Here is a 16,711-nt window from a genome sequence, read left to right as displayed (position 1 = left end):
AAAGCGAACAGTTTGCCATGCGGCGGGATTCGGGACTTGGGACCTGGGACTCGCGAAGCGGTGGCGGGCGAGCGGATCGTTCGGGCGCGGGCGGACAAACGAAAACGCCGGGCGCCGCGGGGCGGCGTCCGGCGTCGTTCGATGGGCAGATGGAACCGGGAGCGCATCCCGATTCCCGGCGCTCAGCTGTCGGCCATCTTCGGGCCACCGACCGGGTTCGGCGCGGTGTTCGGCCTCGCATTCGGCGAAGAGGCCGCGGGCGCGGTCGTCGGCGCGGCGCAGTAGGCGCGGATCGAGGTCTGGGCCAGATCGACCTGGGCCTGGCGCTGCTTGGCGTCGAGCACGTTGTCGGGCTTGCCGTCGCCGTTGCTGTCCACGCCGACCTGGGCCGAGCTCTGCAACTGCTTGAGGTTGGCCCGCGCGGTGATGCACTGGCTGCTCTCGCTGGAGGCGGTGACGGTGGCCGACTGGGTCGGCGTACCGGTCTTGTTCTTGATCACCCGGTTCTTGACCTGACCGGATTGGCCGGGCGGTGGCGAGTCGGAATAGTGGGTGACGCCCTGGGCGTCCTTCCACTGATACAGCTCGGTGGCGGCGGCCGGCGCGGCCAGCACGACGGCCAGGGCGGCGCTCAGGCCCAGCGCCGAAAGGGCGCGACGGGCGGAAAGACGGGACATGCGGGACATGAGTGGCTCCGGAAACGGGGCAGGGCGGAACAGCCGGGACTAAGGTACGGCGGGGGAACGCGAATTGCAGCATCCTGCCGGGACGCAGGCAAGCGCTACACTTCCCAGTTATGGAACCTCAACCCTCGCCCCGCCCGCGCGGCCGCGGCATCTATCTGCTGCCTAATTTGTTCACCACCGGCGGCATGTTCGCCGGCTTCTACGCGATTATCGCCGCCACACAGGGGCGTTTCGACGAAGCCTGCATGGCGATCTTCATCGCCGCCATCCTCGACGGCGTGGACGGCCGGGTCGCCCGGCTGACCAATACCCAGAGCGAATTCGGGGTCCAGTACGACTCCCTGGCCGATCTGATCAGCTTCGGCCTGGCCCCGGCCCTGGTCATGTACCACTGGGCCCTGGAATCGACCAAGCTCGACGGGGTGATCCCGGGCAAGATCGGTTGGGTCGGCGCCTTTCTCTATGCCGCCTGCGCGGCCTTGCGGCTGGCGCGCTTCAATTCCCAGGTCGGGCAGGTGGACAAGCGCTGGTTCATCGGCCTGGCCAGCCCGGCCGCGGCCGGACTGGTGGCCAGCTTCGTATGGACCTGCCACAGCTTCGATCTGGACGGCGAGCAACTGCGCTACGGCGCGCTGGCGGTGACCACCATCGCCGGCCTGCTGATGGTCAGCCGGCTGCGCTATGTCAGCTTCAAGGGCAGCGGCCCGCGCAACGACCGGGTGCCGTTCCTGGCGATCCTGGTGGTGGTGGCGGTGCTGGTGGCGATCGCGATCGACCCGCCGCGGGTGCTGCTGGCGATCTTCGCCCCGTACGCGCTGTCCGGCCCGGTCCAGGCCATCTGGCGCCGGATGCGGCGCACGCCGCCGCCGGAAGCCCCGGCGCCGCCGCCCAAGAACGAGAGCTGAGCGCATGAGCGAACTGTGGAGCGCGCAACAGCGCGAGTGGCTGCAGGCGATGGGACACACGGTGCTGGCCCTGGCCGGCACCGAGACGGCGGCTGCGCCGGCGCCGGTGCTAGCGCAGGAAAGCGAGCGTGCCGACGATGCGCGCCCCGCGCCGGCCCGCGTCGACAGCGGCCGCGCCGCGCCCTCGCGCGATGCCGGCGGCGATCCGCCGCTGCTGCGCAATTTGCTGCGCGCCGCCCGCCGTCAGGCCGGCGACGCGGCGGTGCTGGCCTTGTTCGATGCGCAGGCGCTGCGCGGCAATCCGGCCGCCAAGCGCGCGCTGTGGCCGCAGTTGCGCGGCCTGCGCCGCGGGAGCGCAGGCGGATGAGCGCGCAGGTGTCGGACCGGGACCCCGCCGCCGCGCCGACCGCGCTGCGGCCGATGCGCGAGGACGATCTCGAACTCATCCACGCGATCGAAATCCGCGCCTACGAATTCCCCTGGACGCCGGGCATCTTCCGCGACTGCCTGCGCGCGGATTACCCCTCGTGGGTGTTGACCGAGCAAGAACGCATCCTGGGCTACTTCCTGATGAGCGTGGCCGCGGGCGAGGCGCACGTGCTCAACGTGTGCGTCGCGCCGGAAGCGCACGGCCACGGCTACGGCCGCAAGCTGCTGCGCGCGCTGATGCACATCGCGCGCGGACGCGGCGCCGAGCGGGTGTTCCTGGAAGTGCGTCCGTCCAATCCCGGCGCCATCGCCCTGTACCACAGCGAAGGCTTCAACGAGATCGGCCGCCGCCCGCGCTACTACCCGGCGCGCGGCGGGCGCGAGGACGCATTGGTAATGGCGATCGAGCTGCTGCCGCAGGAGTGAGCCGCGCCGGCCGCGGCGTCAGCGCAACTGCCGCAACGCCGCCGCGATCGCCGGTTTCAGATTCTTGATCGCCGCGTCTTCGCTCTGGTCGGTCTGCACGTACAGGCCGGACAGGAACGCCATCAGATCGTGGCGGCGTCCCAGCCAACCGGCGTAGTCGGCGCGATCGAGCTTGCCCACCTTGACCGGCAGCGCCGCGAACCAGGCGTCCCATTCTTCCGCCGACAGCAGCCCGCGCTGGGCGCCGAACAACACCGGCTGGGCCAGCCGGCCGGGTTCGCCGAACACGTAGGCGTGACCGCCGCGCGGCACCGCCTGCGCCGCGACCGCGGCCAGGATGCGTGGGTACTGCGCGCGCTCCAGCGCCGGGTTCAAGCTCAACTGCATCAGCCAGTCGGCGCCGTGGGCGACGCCGTGGCGCCAGCCTTCGCCTTCGCTGTAGCCGCGGTAATCGCGCACCGATTCGACGTAGGCCGCGGCGCGATCGACCATCGCCGCGCGTTCGGCCGCGCTCATCCACGGCCTGATCCGGTCGGTGCGCGCCACCTCCGCCAGCGCCAGCGCCGCGAACGGTTTGCCGAAGCCCGCCGCGTCCTCGCCGTCGAGCGTGGCGTACAGCGGATCGCGCAGGGCGCGCAAGGCGGCGGCATCGAAATCGCCCGCGCGCATCCACTGGCTCAAGGCCTCGAAGGCGATGCCGTCGCGCAATTCCGGGTCGGGATCGGAGAGGCAGCCGAGCAGGCCCTCGGCCAGCCGGCGCTTTTGCGCCGCATCGGGCACGGCGAACTGCGCCGCCTTGAGCGCCTGCAGCGAGGCCCGGGTCTGCCCGGCCGGCGGGCAGTCGCGCGCGAACGCCGGCGCGGCCAGCAGGCAAAGACCCAACAACACGATATGGCGCATGGCGTTCCCCCGGGCCGCGATGTCCGCGTGGCCCAGCCTAGGCGGCCGTGTCGCGGTGCCGCAAGGGCCGCAGGCGGCATGCCGATGTGCACGGCTTGCGCGTCGCGCGGCGATCGTTCGCCGCGCACGCAAGACGAAGGCCGGCGCGCCCGTCGCACGCGTTATCGGTTCATACGCGACAGCGGCAAGGCTGCATCAGTGACGGCGATCGAACTATCGATCATCGCTTCGCCGCGCATCGACCCTGCAGATGTGCGCCGCAACCGGATTGGCTGTCCGCCCTGAGCGCCATGCGCGATCGAACGGTGATGCCGTTGGCGGAACCGCCCATGCCGAATAGCCGCGAGCTATCGCTGCGATGCAAACAAACGATTTTCCACGATGGCATCGCTGTAGGACGCTCCCGCGCAGTCCCCAGGAGTAACCCCCATGCCTCAACGCAGTTTGATCGCGGCCCTCGTCTCCGCGCAGTTGCTGGTCTCCGGCGCCGTCTTCGCACAGGCCGCGTCCACCACCCTCACGCGCGACAACGGCGCGCCGGTCGGCGACAACCAGAACTCGCAGACCGCCGGCGCCGGCGGCCCGGTCCTGCTGCAGGACGTGCACCTGATCCAGAAGCTGCAACGCTTCGATCGCGAGCGCATCCCGGAACGGGTCGTCCACGCCCGCGGCACCGGCGCGCACGGCAGTTTCACCGTCAGCGGCGACATCTCGCAGTACACCCGCGCGAAACTGTTCCAGCCCGGCGTGACCACGCCGGTGTTCGTGCGCTTCTCCACGGTGATCCACGGCAACCATTCGCCGGAAACCCTGCGCGATCCGCACGGCTTCGCGACCAAGTTCTACACCAGCGAAGGCAATTGGGACCTGGTCGGCAACAACCTGCCGGTATTCTTCATCCGCGATGCGATCAAGTTCCCGGACATGGTGCATTCGCTCAAGCCCAGCCCCGACACCAACGTGCAGGACCCGGCGCGGGTCTTCGATTTCTTCTCGCACGTGCCCGAAGCCACGCAGATGCTGACGCGGGTGTACTCCGACTACGGCACGCCGCGCAGCTATCGCGAGATGGACGGCAACGGCGTGCACGCGTACAAACTGATCGACGACAAGGGCGGCTACGTCTACGTCAAATTCCACTGGGACAGCCGCCAGGGCGAACACAATCTGTCCGGCGCGGAAATCGCCGCGGTGCAGGGGCGCGACTTCAATCATCTGTCCAACGATCTGATGAAGGCGATCGATCGCGGCGACTATCCCAAGTGGGATCTGTACGTGCAGATCCTCAAGCCCGACCAGCTCGATCAGTTCGACTTCAATCCGCTCGACGCGACCAAGATCTGGTCCGGCGTGCCCGAGGTGAAAGTCGGCACCATGACCTTGAACCGCAATCCGGCCAATATCTTCCAGGAGACCGAGCAGGCCGCGTTCGCGCCGGCCAATCTGGTGCCGGGCATCGAGCCGTCGGAAGACCGTCTGCTGCAAGGGCGCATGTTCTCCTACGCCGACACGCAGCTTTACCGCGTCGGCACCAACGTCAACCAGTTGCCGATCAACGCGCCGAAGGTCGCGGTCAACAGCAACAACCAGGACGGCGAACACAACGGCGGCGCGCGCACCGGCAAGGTCAATTACGAGCCGTCGCGGATCGCGCCCAAGCCGCAGTCCGACGCCGCGCGCTACAGCGCCTTGCCGCTGGAAGGCGCGACCCAGCAGGCGCGCATCGCCAAGACCTTGAACTTCCGTCAGGCCGGCGAGTTCTACCGCTCGCTGCCGGCCAACGAGCGCACCAGCCTGATCGCGAATCTGGCCGGCGACCTGGGCCAGGTGCGCGACGAAACCACGATGTACACGATGCTCTCGTACTTCCATAAGGCCGACGCCGACTACGGCACGCGTCTGGCCCAGGCGCTCAAGCGCGATGTCGGCCGGGTGAAGACCTTGTCGGCGGCGTTGAGCGATTGATCCAGTCGCGGGCATGAGCGCGCAGCGGGCCGCGGTGTGCGGCTCGCTGCGGCAATGTTGAGAGTTGTCGCGCCGCGATCGGCGGTGACGCCGTGTCCGTTTGTGTCGCAATGGCCGCGCGATGGCTTTGATGTGTCGGGAGAACCTATGAATCGTTCCTTGTTGAAATTCCATGTCGCTCTGGCAGCGTCGTTGGCCTGCGCGGTCGCGGCTCCCGCATTCGCGCATGAGCCGCGGGCGTCGCAAACGACCGCGGCGCAAGCCCCGGCGGTGCAGGGCGCCGACCTGAGCCGCTACCTGTTCGATGCCGCGCGTTCGGGCGATACCGATGTGATCAAGTCGCTGCTGGCGCGCGGCGTGGCGGTGGATGCGCGCGATGAGCGCGGCTCGACCGCGTTGATCCTCGCCGCTTACTACGGCCACGCCGAGGCGGTGCGGGCGCTGCTCGCGGCCGGCGCGGCGCCCGACCTGAGCGACAGCGCACGCGGCAATACCGCACTGATGGGCGCCTTGTTCAAGGGCGAGACCGAATGCGCGCGCGTGCTGCTGGCCGATCCGCGCAGCAACGTTAATGCACGCAACGCGGCCGGGCAGACCGCGGCGATGTTCGCGGCCTTGTTCGGCCGCGCCGAGCTGATCGAAGCGCTGGCCTCGCGCGATGCCGACTTCGCCCTGACCGATGCCAGCGGCGCGACCGCCGAGTCGCTGGCGCGCGGGCAGGGCAATGCGGCGCTGGCCGATCGTCTGGCCGGCTTGAGCCGCAAGCGCGGCGGCTGACGGCGGCAACAAAAAAGCCGCGGCTCGGCCGCGGCTTTTCGTGGGCGACGGCGAACGGCCGCGAGGCCGTGCGCCAAAGCGGCGTCAGGCCAGCTTGGCGCGTTGCGCGGTCAGGCCTTCGAGCTGCACGTTCCAATCGACCAGACGCTTGCGCTCCTGCTCGACCACCGCCGGCGGCGCGTTCTGCACGAAGGTATCGCTGGCCAGCTTGCCCTTGCTCTTGCCGATCTCGCCTTCGACGCGCTTGATTTCCTTGTCCAGGCGGCCGCGTTCGGCGTCGAGTTTGTCCGCCGGCAACGGCACCAGCAAGGTCAGTTCGCCGACCACCGCGGGAGCGGCCGGAGGCGTCGGCGCGCCGTCGTCGATGAACTCGATGCGATCGATTCGGTTGAGGAATTTGAGCTGCGAAGCGAAGCGCTCGACCCGGGTGCGATCGGACGCGTCGCCCTTGCACAACAGCAAGGTCACGAAATCCGACGGCTTGACGTTGAGCTCGCTGCGCACCTTGCGCAGCGCCGACACCATCGCCTTGAGCCATTCCACATCGGCTTCGGCCTGGGCGTAATCGCCGGTGAATTCCGACGCCTGCGGATACGGACGCAGCATCACCGTGGTTTCGGCCACGCCGAGCTTGGGCGCGACCTGCTGCCACAGTTCCTCGGTCACGAACGGAATCAGCGGGTGCAGCAGCGACAGCAGGCGTTCGAGCACGTACAGCAGCGTATGACGCGTGCTGTTCGCCGCCGCCTGGTCTTCGCCCTGCAGCGCCGGCTTGGACAGCTCGACGAACCAGTCGCAGAACGCGTTCCAGGCGAATTCGTACAGGCTCTGTGCGAGCAGGTCGAAGCGGTAGGAGGCGAAGTGGGCTTCGGCTTCGGCTGCGGTCTTGGCCAGCTGCGCCAGGATCCAGCGCTCGGTATCGGTGGTGGGTTGCGGCACGCCGCTGAAGCTGGCGTCTTCCGTGTTCATCAGCACGAAGCGCGTGGCGTTCCACAGCTTGTTGCAGAAATTCTTGTAACCCTCGGCGCGGCCGAGATCGAACTTGATGTCGCGGCCGTGCGTGGCCAGGGCCGAGATGGTGAAGCGCAGCGCGTCGGCGCCGAAGGCCGGGATGCCTTCGGGGAATTCCTTGCGCGTGGCTTTCTCGATCTTCTCCGCCTGCTTGGGATTCATCAGGCCGGTGGTGCGCTTGCCGACCAGCTCATCGAGGGTGATGCCATCGACCAGATCGATCGGGTCGAGCACATTGCCCTTGGACTTGGACATCTTCTGCCCGTCCTTGTCGCGCACCAGACCGGTGATGTACACGTCCTTGAACGGAATCTGCCCGGTGAAGTGGTCGGTGAGCATGATCATGCGCGCGACCCAGAAGAAGATGATGTCGAAGCCGGTGACCAGGACGGAGGACGGAACAAACCGCTCAAACCCGCGCTCGGCCATCGCTGCCTGGTCCGGCCAGCCCATCGTGCTGAACGGCCACAGGCCCGAGGAGAACCACGTTTCCAGCACGTCGTTGTCCTGATGCAGCGCCACATCGGCGCCGATGCCGCCGCGCGCGCGCGCATCGGCCTCGTCGCGGCCGACGAAGATATTGCCCTGGGCGTCGTACCACGCCGGAATCCGATGACCCCACCACAGCTGGCGGCTGATGCACCAGTCCTGGATGTTTTCCATCCAGTGGCGATAGGTGTTGATCCAGTTCGGCGGCACGAAACGCACATCGCCGTTCTCGACCAGCTCCAGGCCGCGCTTGGCCAGCCCGTCCATCTGCACGAACCACTGGTCGGTCAGGTACGGCTCGATCACCTGGTTGGTGCGGTCGCCGCGCGGCACCTGCAGCTTGTGCGGCTTGGTTTCCACCAGCAGGCCTTCGGCTTCCAGATCGGCCAGCACGACCTTGCGCGCTTCATAGCGATCCAGGCCGACGTACTTGGCCGGCGCGTTGTCGTTGACCTTCGCCTCGGGGGTGAAGATGTTGATCATCGGCAGGCTGTGGCGCTGGCCGACCGCGTAGTCGTTGAAGTCGTGCGCGGGCGTGACCTTGACCACGCCGGTGCCGAACTCGCGATCCACGTAAGCGTCGGCGATGACCGGAATCTCGCGCGCGCTCAGCGGCAGCGTCACCGTCTTGCCGATCAGGTGCTGATAGCGCTCATCGTCGGGATGCACCATCACCGCGGTGTCGCCGAGCATGGTTTCCGGACGCGTGGTCGCCACCGTCAGCGTGGTGCTGCCGTCGCTTAGCGGGTAGGCGATCGACCACAGGAAGCCGTCTTCTTCTTCGTTGACCACTTCCAGGTCCGAGATCGCCGTCTTCAGCACCGGGTCCCAGTTGACCAGACGCTGGCCGCGGTAGATCAGGCCTTGCTCGTGCATGCGCACGAAGGCTTCGACCACGGCGGTGGAGGCGATCGGGTCCATCGTGAACACCGAACGCGACCAGTCGCCGGAGGTGCCCAGGCGGCGCATCTGCCGTTCGATGGTGTCGCCGGACTGGCGCTTCCACTGCCACACTTTTTCGATGAAACCGTCGCGGCCCAGGCCGTCGCGGGTCAGGCCTTCGGCGCCCAGGTTGCGCGCGACGACCATCTCGGTAGCGATGCCGGCGTGATCGGTGCCCATCTGCCACAAGGTGTCGTAGCCGCGCATGCGGTAGTAGCGGATCAGCGCGTCCTGCAAGGTGTGCTGGAACGCGTGACCCATGTGCAGCGTGCCGGTGACGTTCGGCGGCGGCAGCAGGATGGTATAGGGCTGGCCCTCGCCGCGCGGCTTGAATACGCCGCTGCTTTCCCACTGTTCGTACAGGCGGGTTTCGAACTGTTTGGGGTCGTAGCTGGGGGCGAGGGACATTTTTGGGCCGGGATTCGGGATTGGGGATTCGGGATTCGGAAGATCAAGGGCGGGACGCGGGCGGTCTTCGAATCTCGAATCCCCAATCCCGAATCCCGGCCTTTCACATATCGTGCTTGTTCAAACTCAAGCCGCGCGCCTGGTACTGCTTCCAGCGCTCGCGCAGCGGGCCGCGCGCGGAGTCGTCGGCGGGTACGACTTCCAGCACGCGTTCGAAGCCGTCGGCGACCGCGGCGTCGCGCAGGTTGATCACCAGCGCGCGCAGCGCGGCGTCGGACTCGGGCGCGGCGATCAGCACATCGGCTTCGTCCTCGTCTTCATCCATGCCGGCGATCTGGTGCGGGATGTAGGCGTCTTCGCCCATGTCCCACAGCATGTCGTCGAGCTGCTCGGCCTGTTCGGCGCTGCGCGCCAGGATCAGCGTCGGCAGGCCGGCGTCGTGGGCCTTGCGCGCGAGCTCGCAGACCAACCGAAGCGGTTCTTCTTTGAAACGCGGCGATTGGATCAGATAGAAATCAGCGCGGGGCATAGGGGCCGGGAATGGGGAAGCGGGAATGGGGAATCGGTTGACGCGAGAAGCGAAAGGCGAAAGGCGAAAGGCGAAAGCGAGAAGAGCGGAGCGGGAATCGGTCGCGGCGCAAGCGCCCTACCGATTCCCCATTCCCGATTCCCGTCCGTCAATTCCCGTTTCTTTCCAGCAACCACTGCGACAGCAACCCGACCGGACGGCCGGTCGCCAGGCCGCGCTTGCCTTCTTCGTTGGATACGCCGGCGATGTCCAGATGCGCCCAGCGCTGGCCTTCGGTGAAGCGCGACAGGAAGCAGCCGGCGGTGATCGCGCCGGCCCAGCGGCCGCCGATGTTGTAGACGTCGGCGAAGGTGGATTCCAGCTGGGTCTGGTACTCGTCCCACAGCGGCAGGCGCCAGGCGCGGTCGAAGACTTGCTCGCCGGCGGCGAGCAGTTCGGCCGAGAGCTGGTCGTCCTTGCTCATCAGGCCGGTGGCGAACTTGCCCAGCGCGACCACGCAGGCGCCGGTGAGGGTGGCCACGTCCAGCAGCGCCTGCGGCTCGAAACGCTGCGCGTAGGTCAGCGCGTCGCACAGGATCAGGCGGCCTTCGGCGTCGGTGTTGCCGACTTCGATGGTCTTGCCGGACATGCTGGTGAGCACGTCGGACGGGCGGTAAGCGTCGGCGTCGGGCATGTTTTCCACGGCCGGGACGATCACCACCAAGTTGATCGGCAACTGCATGCCCACCGCCGAGACGAACGTGCCCAGCACCGAGGCGGCGCCGCACATGTCGAACTTCATTTCCTCGATGCCGCCCTGGACCTTGAGGTTGATGCCGCCGGTATCGAAGGTGATGCCCTTGCCGACCAGCACGAACGGCTTGGCGTCGCCGCCGTTGGTGTACTTGAGCACGATCAGCTTGGGCGCGTTGGCCGAGCCGCGCGCCACCGCGAGCAGCGAGCCCATGCCCAGTTCTTCCATCTGCGCGCGGTCGAGCACTTCGCAGTCGGTGGTGTCGAAGCGGGCGGCGAATTCCTGCGCCTGCTGGGCCAGATAGGCCGGGTTGCAGACGTTCGGCGGCAGGTTGCCGAGTTCGCGCGCGAACTTGACGCCGGCGGCGATGGCCTGGCCCTGGGCCAGCGCGGTCGCGTCGCTGCCGTTGATCGACAGCTTGCGCAGGCCGGGTTCGTCTTTCTTCTTGCCCAGGGTGGCGGTGTAGCGGTAGCAGGCGTGATCGGCGGCGATGGCGGCCTGGCGGATCGCCCAGGCGGCGTCGCGGCCCAGCACCGGTTCTTCGCTGAAGGTCAGCAGCGCGTGCTGGACCGGACCGGCCTTGAGCGCGCGGGCGGCGTCGCCCACCGCCTTGAGATACTGGGCCACGCCGAACTTGCCGGCCTCGCCCAGGCCGACCACCAGCACCCGCGGCGCGGTGACGCCGGCGACATCGTGCAGCAGCGAGGTCTTGCCGGTCTTGCCGCTGATGTCGCCGCGTTCCAGCAGCGCGGTCAGGCGCCCGCCGCTGACTTCATCCAGCGTTCGCGCCGCTGCGGTCAGGGTCTTGTCAGCGAAGGCGCCTACCACGACGCAATCAGTTTGGGCGGCGGACGGCGCGTCGCGGTTCAGGTCGAATTCGAGGGTCATCCAACAGATTCCCGAGCAGATAAGAAGGTGAGTACGTACAATCGTCCGGCTTTGTCGAAGCTGGCGTTGCGGACCGCAAGGCCCGGTGCCGGAGCCGCAAGGCGTCCAGCGCCGCAAGGCGCGAGTGGATTCGTAACCGGAAGCTTCGGCTTGCCACCGGCTCCAGGACCGCGGTCCGGGGGGCAACGGGGCAGGACGGCCGTCGAACGAACTCCCGAGTTTAAAGCAAGCCCGCCCGATGCCGAAGCCCAACCCGAAGCGCGCCCCCACGCCTAATGCTCAAGCTTGACCGTTATCTGACCGGCGAATTCGCCCAGGCGATCTTCGCCACCCTGGTGGTGCTGCTGATCGTCAGTGTCGGCGGCGCCTTCACCGACGTGCTCGAGGACATCGCCAAGGGCAAGGTCCCGGCGGGCATGATGTTGGTTCAGCTGGGGCTGGTGCTGATCAAGTGGCTGCCGCTGATCCTGCCGCTGTCGCTGATGCTGGGCCTGATGATGGGCATGGGCCGGCTCTACCGCGACTCGGAAATGCCCGTGATCGCCTCCGTCGGCGTCGGCCCGCGGCGGATGCTCAAGCCGCTGATGCTGGTGGCCGGGCCGATCATCCTGGTCGTCGGGGCCTGCTCGCTGTGGCTGGGGCCGTGGGCCGACCGCGCTTCGCGGCAGATGATCAACGAGGCCAACCGCAGCCTGGTCGTGGCCGGCCTGGAGCCGGGCGCCTTCACCGGCCTGCCCAACGGCAACGGGGTGATCTACGTCGGCGGCATGTCCAACGACGGCAAGAGCTTCGACCGCATCTTCATCTACCGCAGCAAGCCCGACCGCCAGGACGTGACCACGTCCAAGACCGGCCGGCTGACGGTGAACGCCAACGGCGACCGCTATCTGACCCTGGACGACGGCTTCGAGGTCGAAGGCCCGGTGGACGGCAGCCTCAATTACCGCCTGATGCGCTACGCGCGCAACGATTTCCTGCTGCCGGCCAGCGAAGACCGCTACGACCCCAAATCGCCGGAAATGCTGCCGACCACGCAATTGTTCGGCGACACCAGGCCCGAGGCCGCGGCGCAGCTGCATTACCGCATCGCCCCGCCGCTGCTGGCGCTGGCCTTCGCCCTGCTGGCGATTCCGCTGGCGCGCAGCACGCCGCGTCAGGCGCGTTACGGCAGCATGCTGATCGGCTTTCTGGCTTATCTGATCGGCAATAACTTCATGATGATGGGCACCGGCTGGATCGAGGACGGCAAGATTCCGGCCGCGCTGGGCCTGTGGTGGCTGACCTTGCCGCTGCTGGCGGTCACCACCTGGATGTATTTCCGCGATGGCCGGGTCGGCCGCAGGCGGAGCCTGGTATGAAGCCGTTTCCGAAGATTCACGACATCTATGTCGGCAAGGTGGTGCTCAGCACCGTGCTGCTGACCTGGGCGGTGCTGCTGGGGCTGGACTTCATGCTCAGCTTCGTCGGCGAGTTCGGCGACATCGGCAAGGGCCGCTACGGTTTCATGCAGGCGCTGGCCTACATGGCTTTGACGGTGCCGCGACGCGCCTATTCGCTGTTCCCCTACGCCTCGGTGGTCGGTTCGCTGATGGCGCTGGGCCAGTTGGCGGCCACCTCGGAGCTGACCGTGCTGCGCGCGGTCGGCCTGTCGCGGCGCCGGCTCAGCATCGCGGTGGCCGGTTCGCTGGCGATCCTGACCCTGCTGATGGTGATCAACGGCGAAACCCTGGCGCCGGAAGCGCAGCGCCGCGGCGAGTCGCTCAAGGCCGCGGCCAAGTCGAACAATCAAGTCGTGGCCGAATACTCCGGCCTGTGGGCGCGCGAGGGCGATGTGATCCTCAGCGCCAGTCAGGGCCAGGAACGCAGCCAGGGCAGCGATCGCTGGCTGGAACTGCGCAACGTGAGCCTGTACCAGTTCGGCGCGGACGGGCGGCTGGTGTCGATCGCGGTGGCCGGCATCGCCGAGCATCGCCCCGGCGGCTGGTTGCTGCGCAATGTCACCCGCACCACCTTCCAGGCCAAATCGGCCGAAAAGAAGCAGATCGCCGAAGAGCGCTGGGAGTCCAAGCTCGACAGTTCGGCGCTGATGAGCGGCACCAACCGCCCGCGTTATCTCAGCGCCAAGGCCCTGCACAAGGCGATCGAAGACCGCGAGCGCAATCAGCTCGACGCGGGCGAATTCGAAGCGCATTACTGGGGCCGCTGGTTCTATCCGCTCAATGTGTTGGCGCTGTGTCTGGCGGCGGTGCCGTTCGCTTTCGGCAGCCTGCGTAGCGGCGGCATGGGCAAGCGCTTGTTCATCGGCATCGTGTTCGCGCTGGTGTTCTGGCTGCTGCAGACGCAGTTCGTCGAACTGGCCAAGGTGTTCCGCTTCGACTTCCGCCTGGCCTACGTGGCGCCGACGGTGGTGATGCTGGCGGTGTCGGCGTATCTGTTCAAACGGCGCTCGGGCTGATCGGCCCGGACGCGCGTCGTCTCGAACCGGAGCGGCTTACTTCTTTCGCTTAGGCAGGCGCAGCGTGCGGGTCGCGCTGGCGCGGTCGTGCCAGGTCAGCCGCTCGCGGTCGAACCACGCCCACCAAAAGCCCAGCCCGGCCGCGGCCAGCGACAAGGTGCCGACCGCGTAGCGAATCCACAGCGCCTTCCATTCCGGCGCCTGCTCGCCGCGGCCGACCACGCGCAAACGCCACGGCCGCATTCCCAGCGTCTGCCCGCCGCGGCGCCAGCTCACCGTCGAATACACGCCGGTGATGACCCAGCACACCAGCCACAGCAGCCATTGCAGCGCGCTGAAGGGGCGGATGTTCTCGTGCGAATCGTGGCCGGCGAGGGTGTAGCCGACCGCGAACACGGCGCCGGCGACCATCCACAGCGCCAGCACGGGGAACAGGTCGTACAGCATCGACAGCAGCCGCCACAGGATCAGGGCGGCGGGTTTGGCGGGAGCGGGGGCGGGTGCGGTCATCGGATCAGGATAAGCGAGCAGGCAAACGGGAAACATCGCGGACCGGCGGCGGCACAGGCCGCGCGCCGCACACAGGGCGGCCATTCTCCCATCGCATGCGCGCCGTGTTGCGATAGGCGCGCATCGATCGTCCCCATCGCGCGCCCGAGCCACTAAGCTGCCGGCATGAGCGCCAGCACTCCCGCCGAACGCCGCACCCAGGCCATGTCGCTGCCGCCGCTGGCGGAGGCCGACGACACGGCGATCACTCAGTTCCTCGACGCGATCTGGGCCGAAAACGGCCTGGCGCAGCAGACCCTCGACAGCTACCGGCGCGATCTGGAAGGCCTGGCGCGCTGGCGCGACGGGCGCGGCATCGCCGGCGCCGATCGCGGCGCGCTGTTCGACTACCTGTCCTGGCGCACGCGCGAAGGCTATTCGCCGCGCAGCAACGCCCGACTGCTGTCGGCGCTGCGCGCCTTTTACGCCTTCCGCCTGCGCCGCGGCGAACGCCGCGACGATCCGACCGCGCTGCTGGCGCCGCCGAAGCTGCCGCGCTCGCTGCCCAAGGCGCTGGCCGAAAGCCAGATCGACGCGCTGTTGAACGCCCCGGACACCGAAAACCCGCTGGGCTTGCGCGACCGCGCCATGCTCGAACTGATGTACGCCGCCGGCCTGCGCGTGAGTGAACTGGTGCACCTGCCCTCGACCGGGGTCAATCTGCGCCAGGGCGTGTTGCGGGTGATGGGCAAGGGCAGCAAGGAGCGGCTGGTGCCGCTGGGCGAAGAGGCCCAGCACTGGCTGGAGCGTTATCTGGCGCAATCGCGCCCGAAGTTGGCCGGCAAGCGCGCGCTGGCGCCGTTGTTCATCGAAGCCAGCGGCGAGGCGCCGACCCGGCAGGCGTTCTGGCATTTGGTCAAGCGCTATGCCGCGGTCGCCGGAATCGACCCGGGCAAGATCAGCCCGCACGGCCTGCGCCACAGTTTCGCCACGCATCTGCTCAATCGCGGCGCGGATTTGCGCGCGCTGCAGATGCTGCTGGGGCATAGCTCGTTGTCGACGACGCAGATTTACACCCTGGTGGCGCGCGAGCAGCTCAAGAAGCTGCATTCGAAGCATCACCCGAGGGGGTGAAAGCAGGCGCTTATGTGGCACCGCCGCATGCCTGCTTGAACGCCCGGCGCACTGCGCCGGGCCGGGAGCGTCGTCGCAGACCCGTCGTAGCTGCATTTGCGAGACCGCGGTTACGTCGTTCCCACCCCGGAGCAACTACAGGAGCAGCGCAAGCTGCGACCGCACCCCGTGCCTATGCGGCAGCCGCATGCCTGCTTGAACGCCCGGCGCACTGCGCCGGGCCGGACCGGGAGCGTCGTCGCAGACCCGTCGTAGCTGCATTTGCGAGACCGCAGTTACGCCGTTCCCACCCCGGAGCAACTACAGGAGCAGCGCAAGCTGCGACCGCGCCCCACGTGCCAACGCGAGTCGCAACTCAAACTGATCCAACCCAACTCAGCAAAGCCCCGAACCCATCGGCGCCGAGCGCCCACCGGCACATTCCCGCCTCGCCACGACCCCAAATCGCGACCCCCATCGCCCCTTAGCCTCGTGATACCCATCGCGGAACCGCGATCCCAGCCCCGGCCATGCCACAATCGGACGAACCTATTCCCTCTCGGGCGGTCCAAGGCCCGACAACAGAACGCCAAGGATTCGATAGATGAAGCGCATCATGTTCGCCGTGCTCGGCGCGATCAGCCTGTCCGCCTGTGCCCAGGCACCGCAGGCCGCCGCCGCCAAGACCGATCCGGTCAAGCCGGCCGCCGCCGCAGCCGCCGAAGCCCCCAAGGGCGCCGCGCCCAAGGTCGCCGCCGGCAGCGCCGATGCGCGCGCGGTAGACGCCATCCGCACCCTCAGCCCCAATATCAACATCGACAAGGTCGGCGCCGCGCCGATGCCGGGCTTCCGCGAAGCCCTGGCCCAGGGCCAGGTGGTCTACGTCAGCGACGACGGCCGTTACCTGTTCCTGCCCGGCTCCGGCGGCGCCCTGTTCGACACCCAGGCCAAGCGCAATCTCAGCGAAGACACCCTGGCCGGCATGCGCAAGGACCTGGTCAAGAGCATTCCGGTCAGCGAGCGCATCGTGTTCTCGCCGCCGAATCCCAAGCACACCGTCGCGGTGTTCACCGACGTGGAATGCGGCTACTGCCGCAAGCTGCACAGCGAGATCGCCGAATACAACCGCCAGGGCATCGCGGTGGAATACCTGGCCTTCCCGCGCGCCGGCATCGGCAGCGAGGATTACAAGAAGATGGTCTCGGTGTGGTGCGCGGCCGATCGCCGCAAGGCCCTGACCGAAGCCAAGAGCGACCACGGCGTCGCCGCCAAGGAATGCAAGAACACGATCGAGCAGCAGTACAACATCGGCCAGCGCGCCGGCCTGACCGGCACGCCGATGATTCTCAACAGCGAAGGCGTCCAGCTCGGCGGTTACGTCCCGCCGGCACAGCTGCGTCAGGCGCTGGACAAGCTGGCGGCCGAATCCAAGACCGCGGCCAAGCCGACCGCGGCGGTCGCCACGCCGGTGGGCGGGCTCTGAGCCTCGCCTGAGCGCGGCCGGCGGTTGCCGGCCGGCCAGCGTCAACGAAGGGCTCGCTCAGGCGGGCCCTTTGTATTTCAGCG

15 protein-coding genes are annotated in these 16,711 nt (G+C 67.9%); 9 read left to right on the top strand and 6 right to left on the bottom strand.

The features are described from left to right. Positions 1 to 182: 182 nt before the first annotated feature. Positions 183 to 686 (bottom strand): DUF4124 domain-containing protein, encoded by a 504-nt coding sequence (locus LG3211_RS18830; RefSeq protein ID WP_237049777.1) that lies wholly within the window; start codon positions 684 to 686, stop codon positions 183 to 185. Positions 687 to 796: 110 nt separating this feature from the next. On the opposite strand from LG3211_RS18830, the gene pssA reads away from it, so the two are divergent. From pssA to rimI, 3 genes are read left to right on the top strand one after another with little or no spacing between them, the layout of a single operon-like run. Next, the gene (gene pssA / locus LG3211_RS18825; RefSeq protein ID WP_057944169.1) at positions 797 to 1,591 is read left to right on the top strand and encodes a CDP-diacylglycerol--serine O-phosphatidyltransferase; all 795 of its coding nucleotides are present in this window, start codon (positions 797 to 799) and stop codon (positions 1,589 to 1,591) included. A gap of 4 nt (positions 1,592 to 1,595) precedes the next feature. Next, positions 1,596 to 1,958, top strand: coding sequence for a hypothetical protein (locus LG3211_RS18820; RefSeq protein WP_057944168.1), 363 nt, complete (start codon positions 1,596 to 1,598; stop codon positions 1,956 to 1,958). Then, positions 1,955 to 2,446 carry a ribosomal protein S18-alanine N-acetyltransferase gene (rimI, locus tag LG3211_RS18815; RefSeq protein ID WP_057944167.1) on the top strand — a complete coding sequence of 164 codons (492 nt, stop codon included), beginning with the start codon at positions 1,955 to 1,957 and terminating at the stop codon, positions 2,444 to 2,446. The genes LG3211_RS18820 and rimI overlap by 4 nt, the downstream gene beginning before the upstream one ends. 18 nt (positions 2,447 to 2,464) lie before the next feature. Here rimI and LG3211_RS18810 read toward each other — a convergent pair whose 3' ends face one another. Beyond that, positions 2,465 to 3,346: a DUF2785 domain-containing protein gene (locus LG3211_RS18810; RefSeq protein ID WP_057944166.1), complete on the bottom strand. Its 882-nt coding sequence runs from the start codon at positions 3,344 to 3,346 to the stop codon at positions 2,465 to 2,467. Between the two features lie 444 nt (positions 3,347 to 3,790). Here LG3211_RS18810 and LG3211_RS18800 point away from each other — a divergent pair, with 444 nt between their 5' ends. Further along, positions 3,791 to 5,311, top strand: a complete 1,521-nt coding sequence (locus LG3211_RS18800; RefSeq protein WP_269465121.1) for a catalase — start codon at positions 3,791 to 3,793, stop codon at positions 5,309 to 5,311. A 147-nt stretch (positions 5,312 to 5,458) separates the two neighbouring features. Continuing rightward, complete coding sequence (locus tag LG3211_RS18795; protein WP_083512657.1) at positions 5,459 to 6,088, top strand: ankyrin repeat domain-containing protein; 630 nt, start codon at positions 5,459 to 5,461, stop codon at positions 6,086 to 6,088. An 84-nt stretch (positions 6,089 to 6,172) separates the two neighbouring features. Here LG3211_RS18795 and LG3211_RS18790 read toward each other — a convergent pair whose 3' ends face one another. From LG3211_RS18790 to LG3211_RS18780, 3 genes are all read right to left on the bottom strand, one after another. Then, positions 6,173 to 8,938, bottom strand: coding sequence for a valine--tRNA ligase (locus LG3211_RS18790; protein WP_057944163.1), 2,766 nt, complete (start codon positions 8,936 to 8,938; stop codon positions 6,173 to 6,175). Between the two features lie 103 nt (positions 8,939 to 9,041). After that, positions 9,042 to 9,467, bottom strand: a complete 426-nt coding sequence (locus LG3211_RS18785) for a DNA polymerase III subunit chi (protein ID WP_057944162.1) — start codon at positions 9,465 to 9,467, stop codon at positions 9,042 to 9,044. Between the two features lie 148 nt (positions 9,468 to 9,615). Continuing rightward, positions 9,616 to 11,088 (bottom strand): leucyl aminopeptidase, encoded by a 1,473-nt coding sequence (locus LG3211_RS18780; RefSeq protein WP_057944161.1) that lies wholly within the window; start codon positions 11,086 to 11,088, stop codon positions 9,616 to 9,618. A gap of 275 nt (positions 11,089 to 11,363) precedes the next feature. On the opposite strand from LG3211_RS18780, the gene lptF reads away from it, so the two are divergent. Then, positions 11,364 to 12,446, top strand: coding sequence for an LPS export ABC transporter permease LptF (lptF, locus tag LG3211_RS18775; RefSeq protein WP_057944160.1), 1,083 nt, complete (start codon positions 11,364 to 11,366; stop codon positions 12,444 to 12,446). Continuing rightward, on the top strand, positions 12,443 to 13,543 hold the full coding sequence (gene lptG, locus LG3211_RS18770; RefSeq protein WP_057944159.1) for an LPS export ABC transporter permease LptG: 1,101 nt from the start codon (positions 12,443 to 12,445) through the stop codon (positions 13,541 to 13,543). The genes lptF and lptG overlap by 4 nt, the downstream gene beginning before the upstream one ends. A 36-nt stretch (positions 13,544 to 13,579) precedes the next feature. Here lptG and LG3211_RS18765 read toward each other — a convergent pair whose 3' ends face one another. Continuing rightward, a complete protein-coding gene (locus LG3211_RS18765; RefSeq protein ID WP_057944158.1) occupies positions 13,580 to 14,053 on the bottom strand; it encodes an RDD family protein in 474 nt (157 codons plus the stop codon). Between the two features lie 165 nt (positions 14,054 to 14,218). On the opposite strand from LG3211_RS18765, the gene xerD reads away from it, so the two are divergent. Beyond that, positions 14,219 to 15,166, top strand: a complete 948-nt coding sequence (gene xerD, locus LG3211_RS18760) for a site-specific tyrosine recombinase XerD (RefSeq protein ID WP_057944157.1) — start codon at positions 14,219 to 14,221, stop codon at positions 15,164 to 15,166. Positions 15,167 to 15,749: 583 nt separating this feature from the next. Then, positions 15,750 to 16,628 carry a DsbC family protein gene (locus LG3211_RS18755; protein ID WP_057944156.1) on the top strand — a complete coding sequence of 293 codons (879 nt, stop codon included), beginning with the start codon at positions 15,750 to 15,752 and terminating at the stop codon, positions 16,626 to 16,628. Positions 16,629 to 16,711: the final 83 nt, after the last annotated feature.

Source organism: Lysobacter gummosus (assembly GCF_001442805.1).
In the GTDB taxonomy this organism is placed as follows: Bacteria; Pseudomonadota; Gammaproteobacteria; order Xanthomonadales; family Xanthomonadaceae; genus Lysobacter; species Lysobacter gummosus.
Note: the sequence above shows the minus strand (reverse complement) of the source record. Positions and strands in the feature narration are given on the sequence as shown.

Coding starts and splice junctions, on each gene's coding strand:
- lptG (WP_057944159.1), top strand. CDS start 12,443: ATGAAGCCGTTTCCGAAGATTCACGACATCTATGTCGGCAAGGTGGTG.
- LG3211_RS18795 (WP_083512657.1), top strand. CDS start 5,459: ATGAATCGTTCCTTGTTGAAATTCCATGTCGCTCTGGCAGCGTCGTTG.
- rimI (WP_057944167.1), top strand. CDS start 1,955: ATGAGCGCGCAGGTGTCGGACCGGGACCCCGCCGCCGCGCCGACCGCG.
- LG3211_RS18820 (WP_057944168.1), top strand. CDS start 1,596: ATGAGCGAACTGTGGAGCGCGCAACAGCGCGAGTGGCTGCAGGCGATG.
- LG3211_RS18790 (WP_057944163.1), bottom strand. CDS start 8,938: ATGTCCCTCGCCCCCAGCTACGACCCCAAACAGTTCGAAACCCGCCTG.
- lptF (WP_057944160.1), top strand. CDS start 11,364: ATGCTCAAGCTTGACCGTTATCTGACCGGCGAATTCGCCCAGGCGATC.
- LG3211_RS18810 (WP_057944166.1), bottom strand. CDS start 3,346: ATGCGCCATATCGTGTTGTTGGGTCTTTGCCTGCTGGCCGCGCCGGCG.
- xerD (WP_057944157.1), top strand. CDS start 14,219: ATGAGCGCCAGCACTCCCGCCGAACGCCGCACCCAGGCCATGTCGCTG.
- LG3211_RS18780 (WP_057944161.1), bottom strand. CDS start 11,088: ATGACCCTCGAATTCGACCTGAACCGCGACGCGCCGTCCGCCGCCCAA.
- LG3211_RS18785 (WP_057944162.1), bottom strand. CDS start 9,467: ATGCCCCGCGCTGATTTCTATCTGATCCAATCGCCGCGTTTCAAAGAA.
- LG3211_RS18765 (WP_057944158.1), bottom strand. CDS start 14,053: ATGACCGCACCCGCCCCCGCTCCCGCCAAACCCGCCGCCCTGATCCTG.
- pssA (WP_057944169.1), top strand. CDS start 797: ATGGAACCTCAACCCTCGCCCCGCCCGCGCGGCCGCGGCATCTATCTG.
- LG3211_RS18755 (WP_057944156.1), top strand. CDS start 15,750: ATGAAGCGCATCATGTTCGCCGTGCTCGGCGCGATCAGCCTGTCCGCC.
- LG3211_RS18830 (WP_237049777.1), bottom strand. CDS start 686: ATGTCCCGCATGTCCCGTCTTTCCGCCCGTCGCGCCCTTTCGGCGCTG.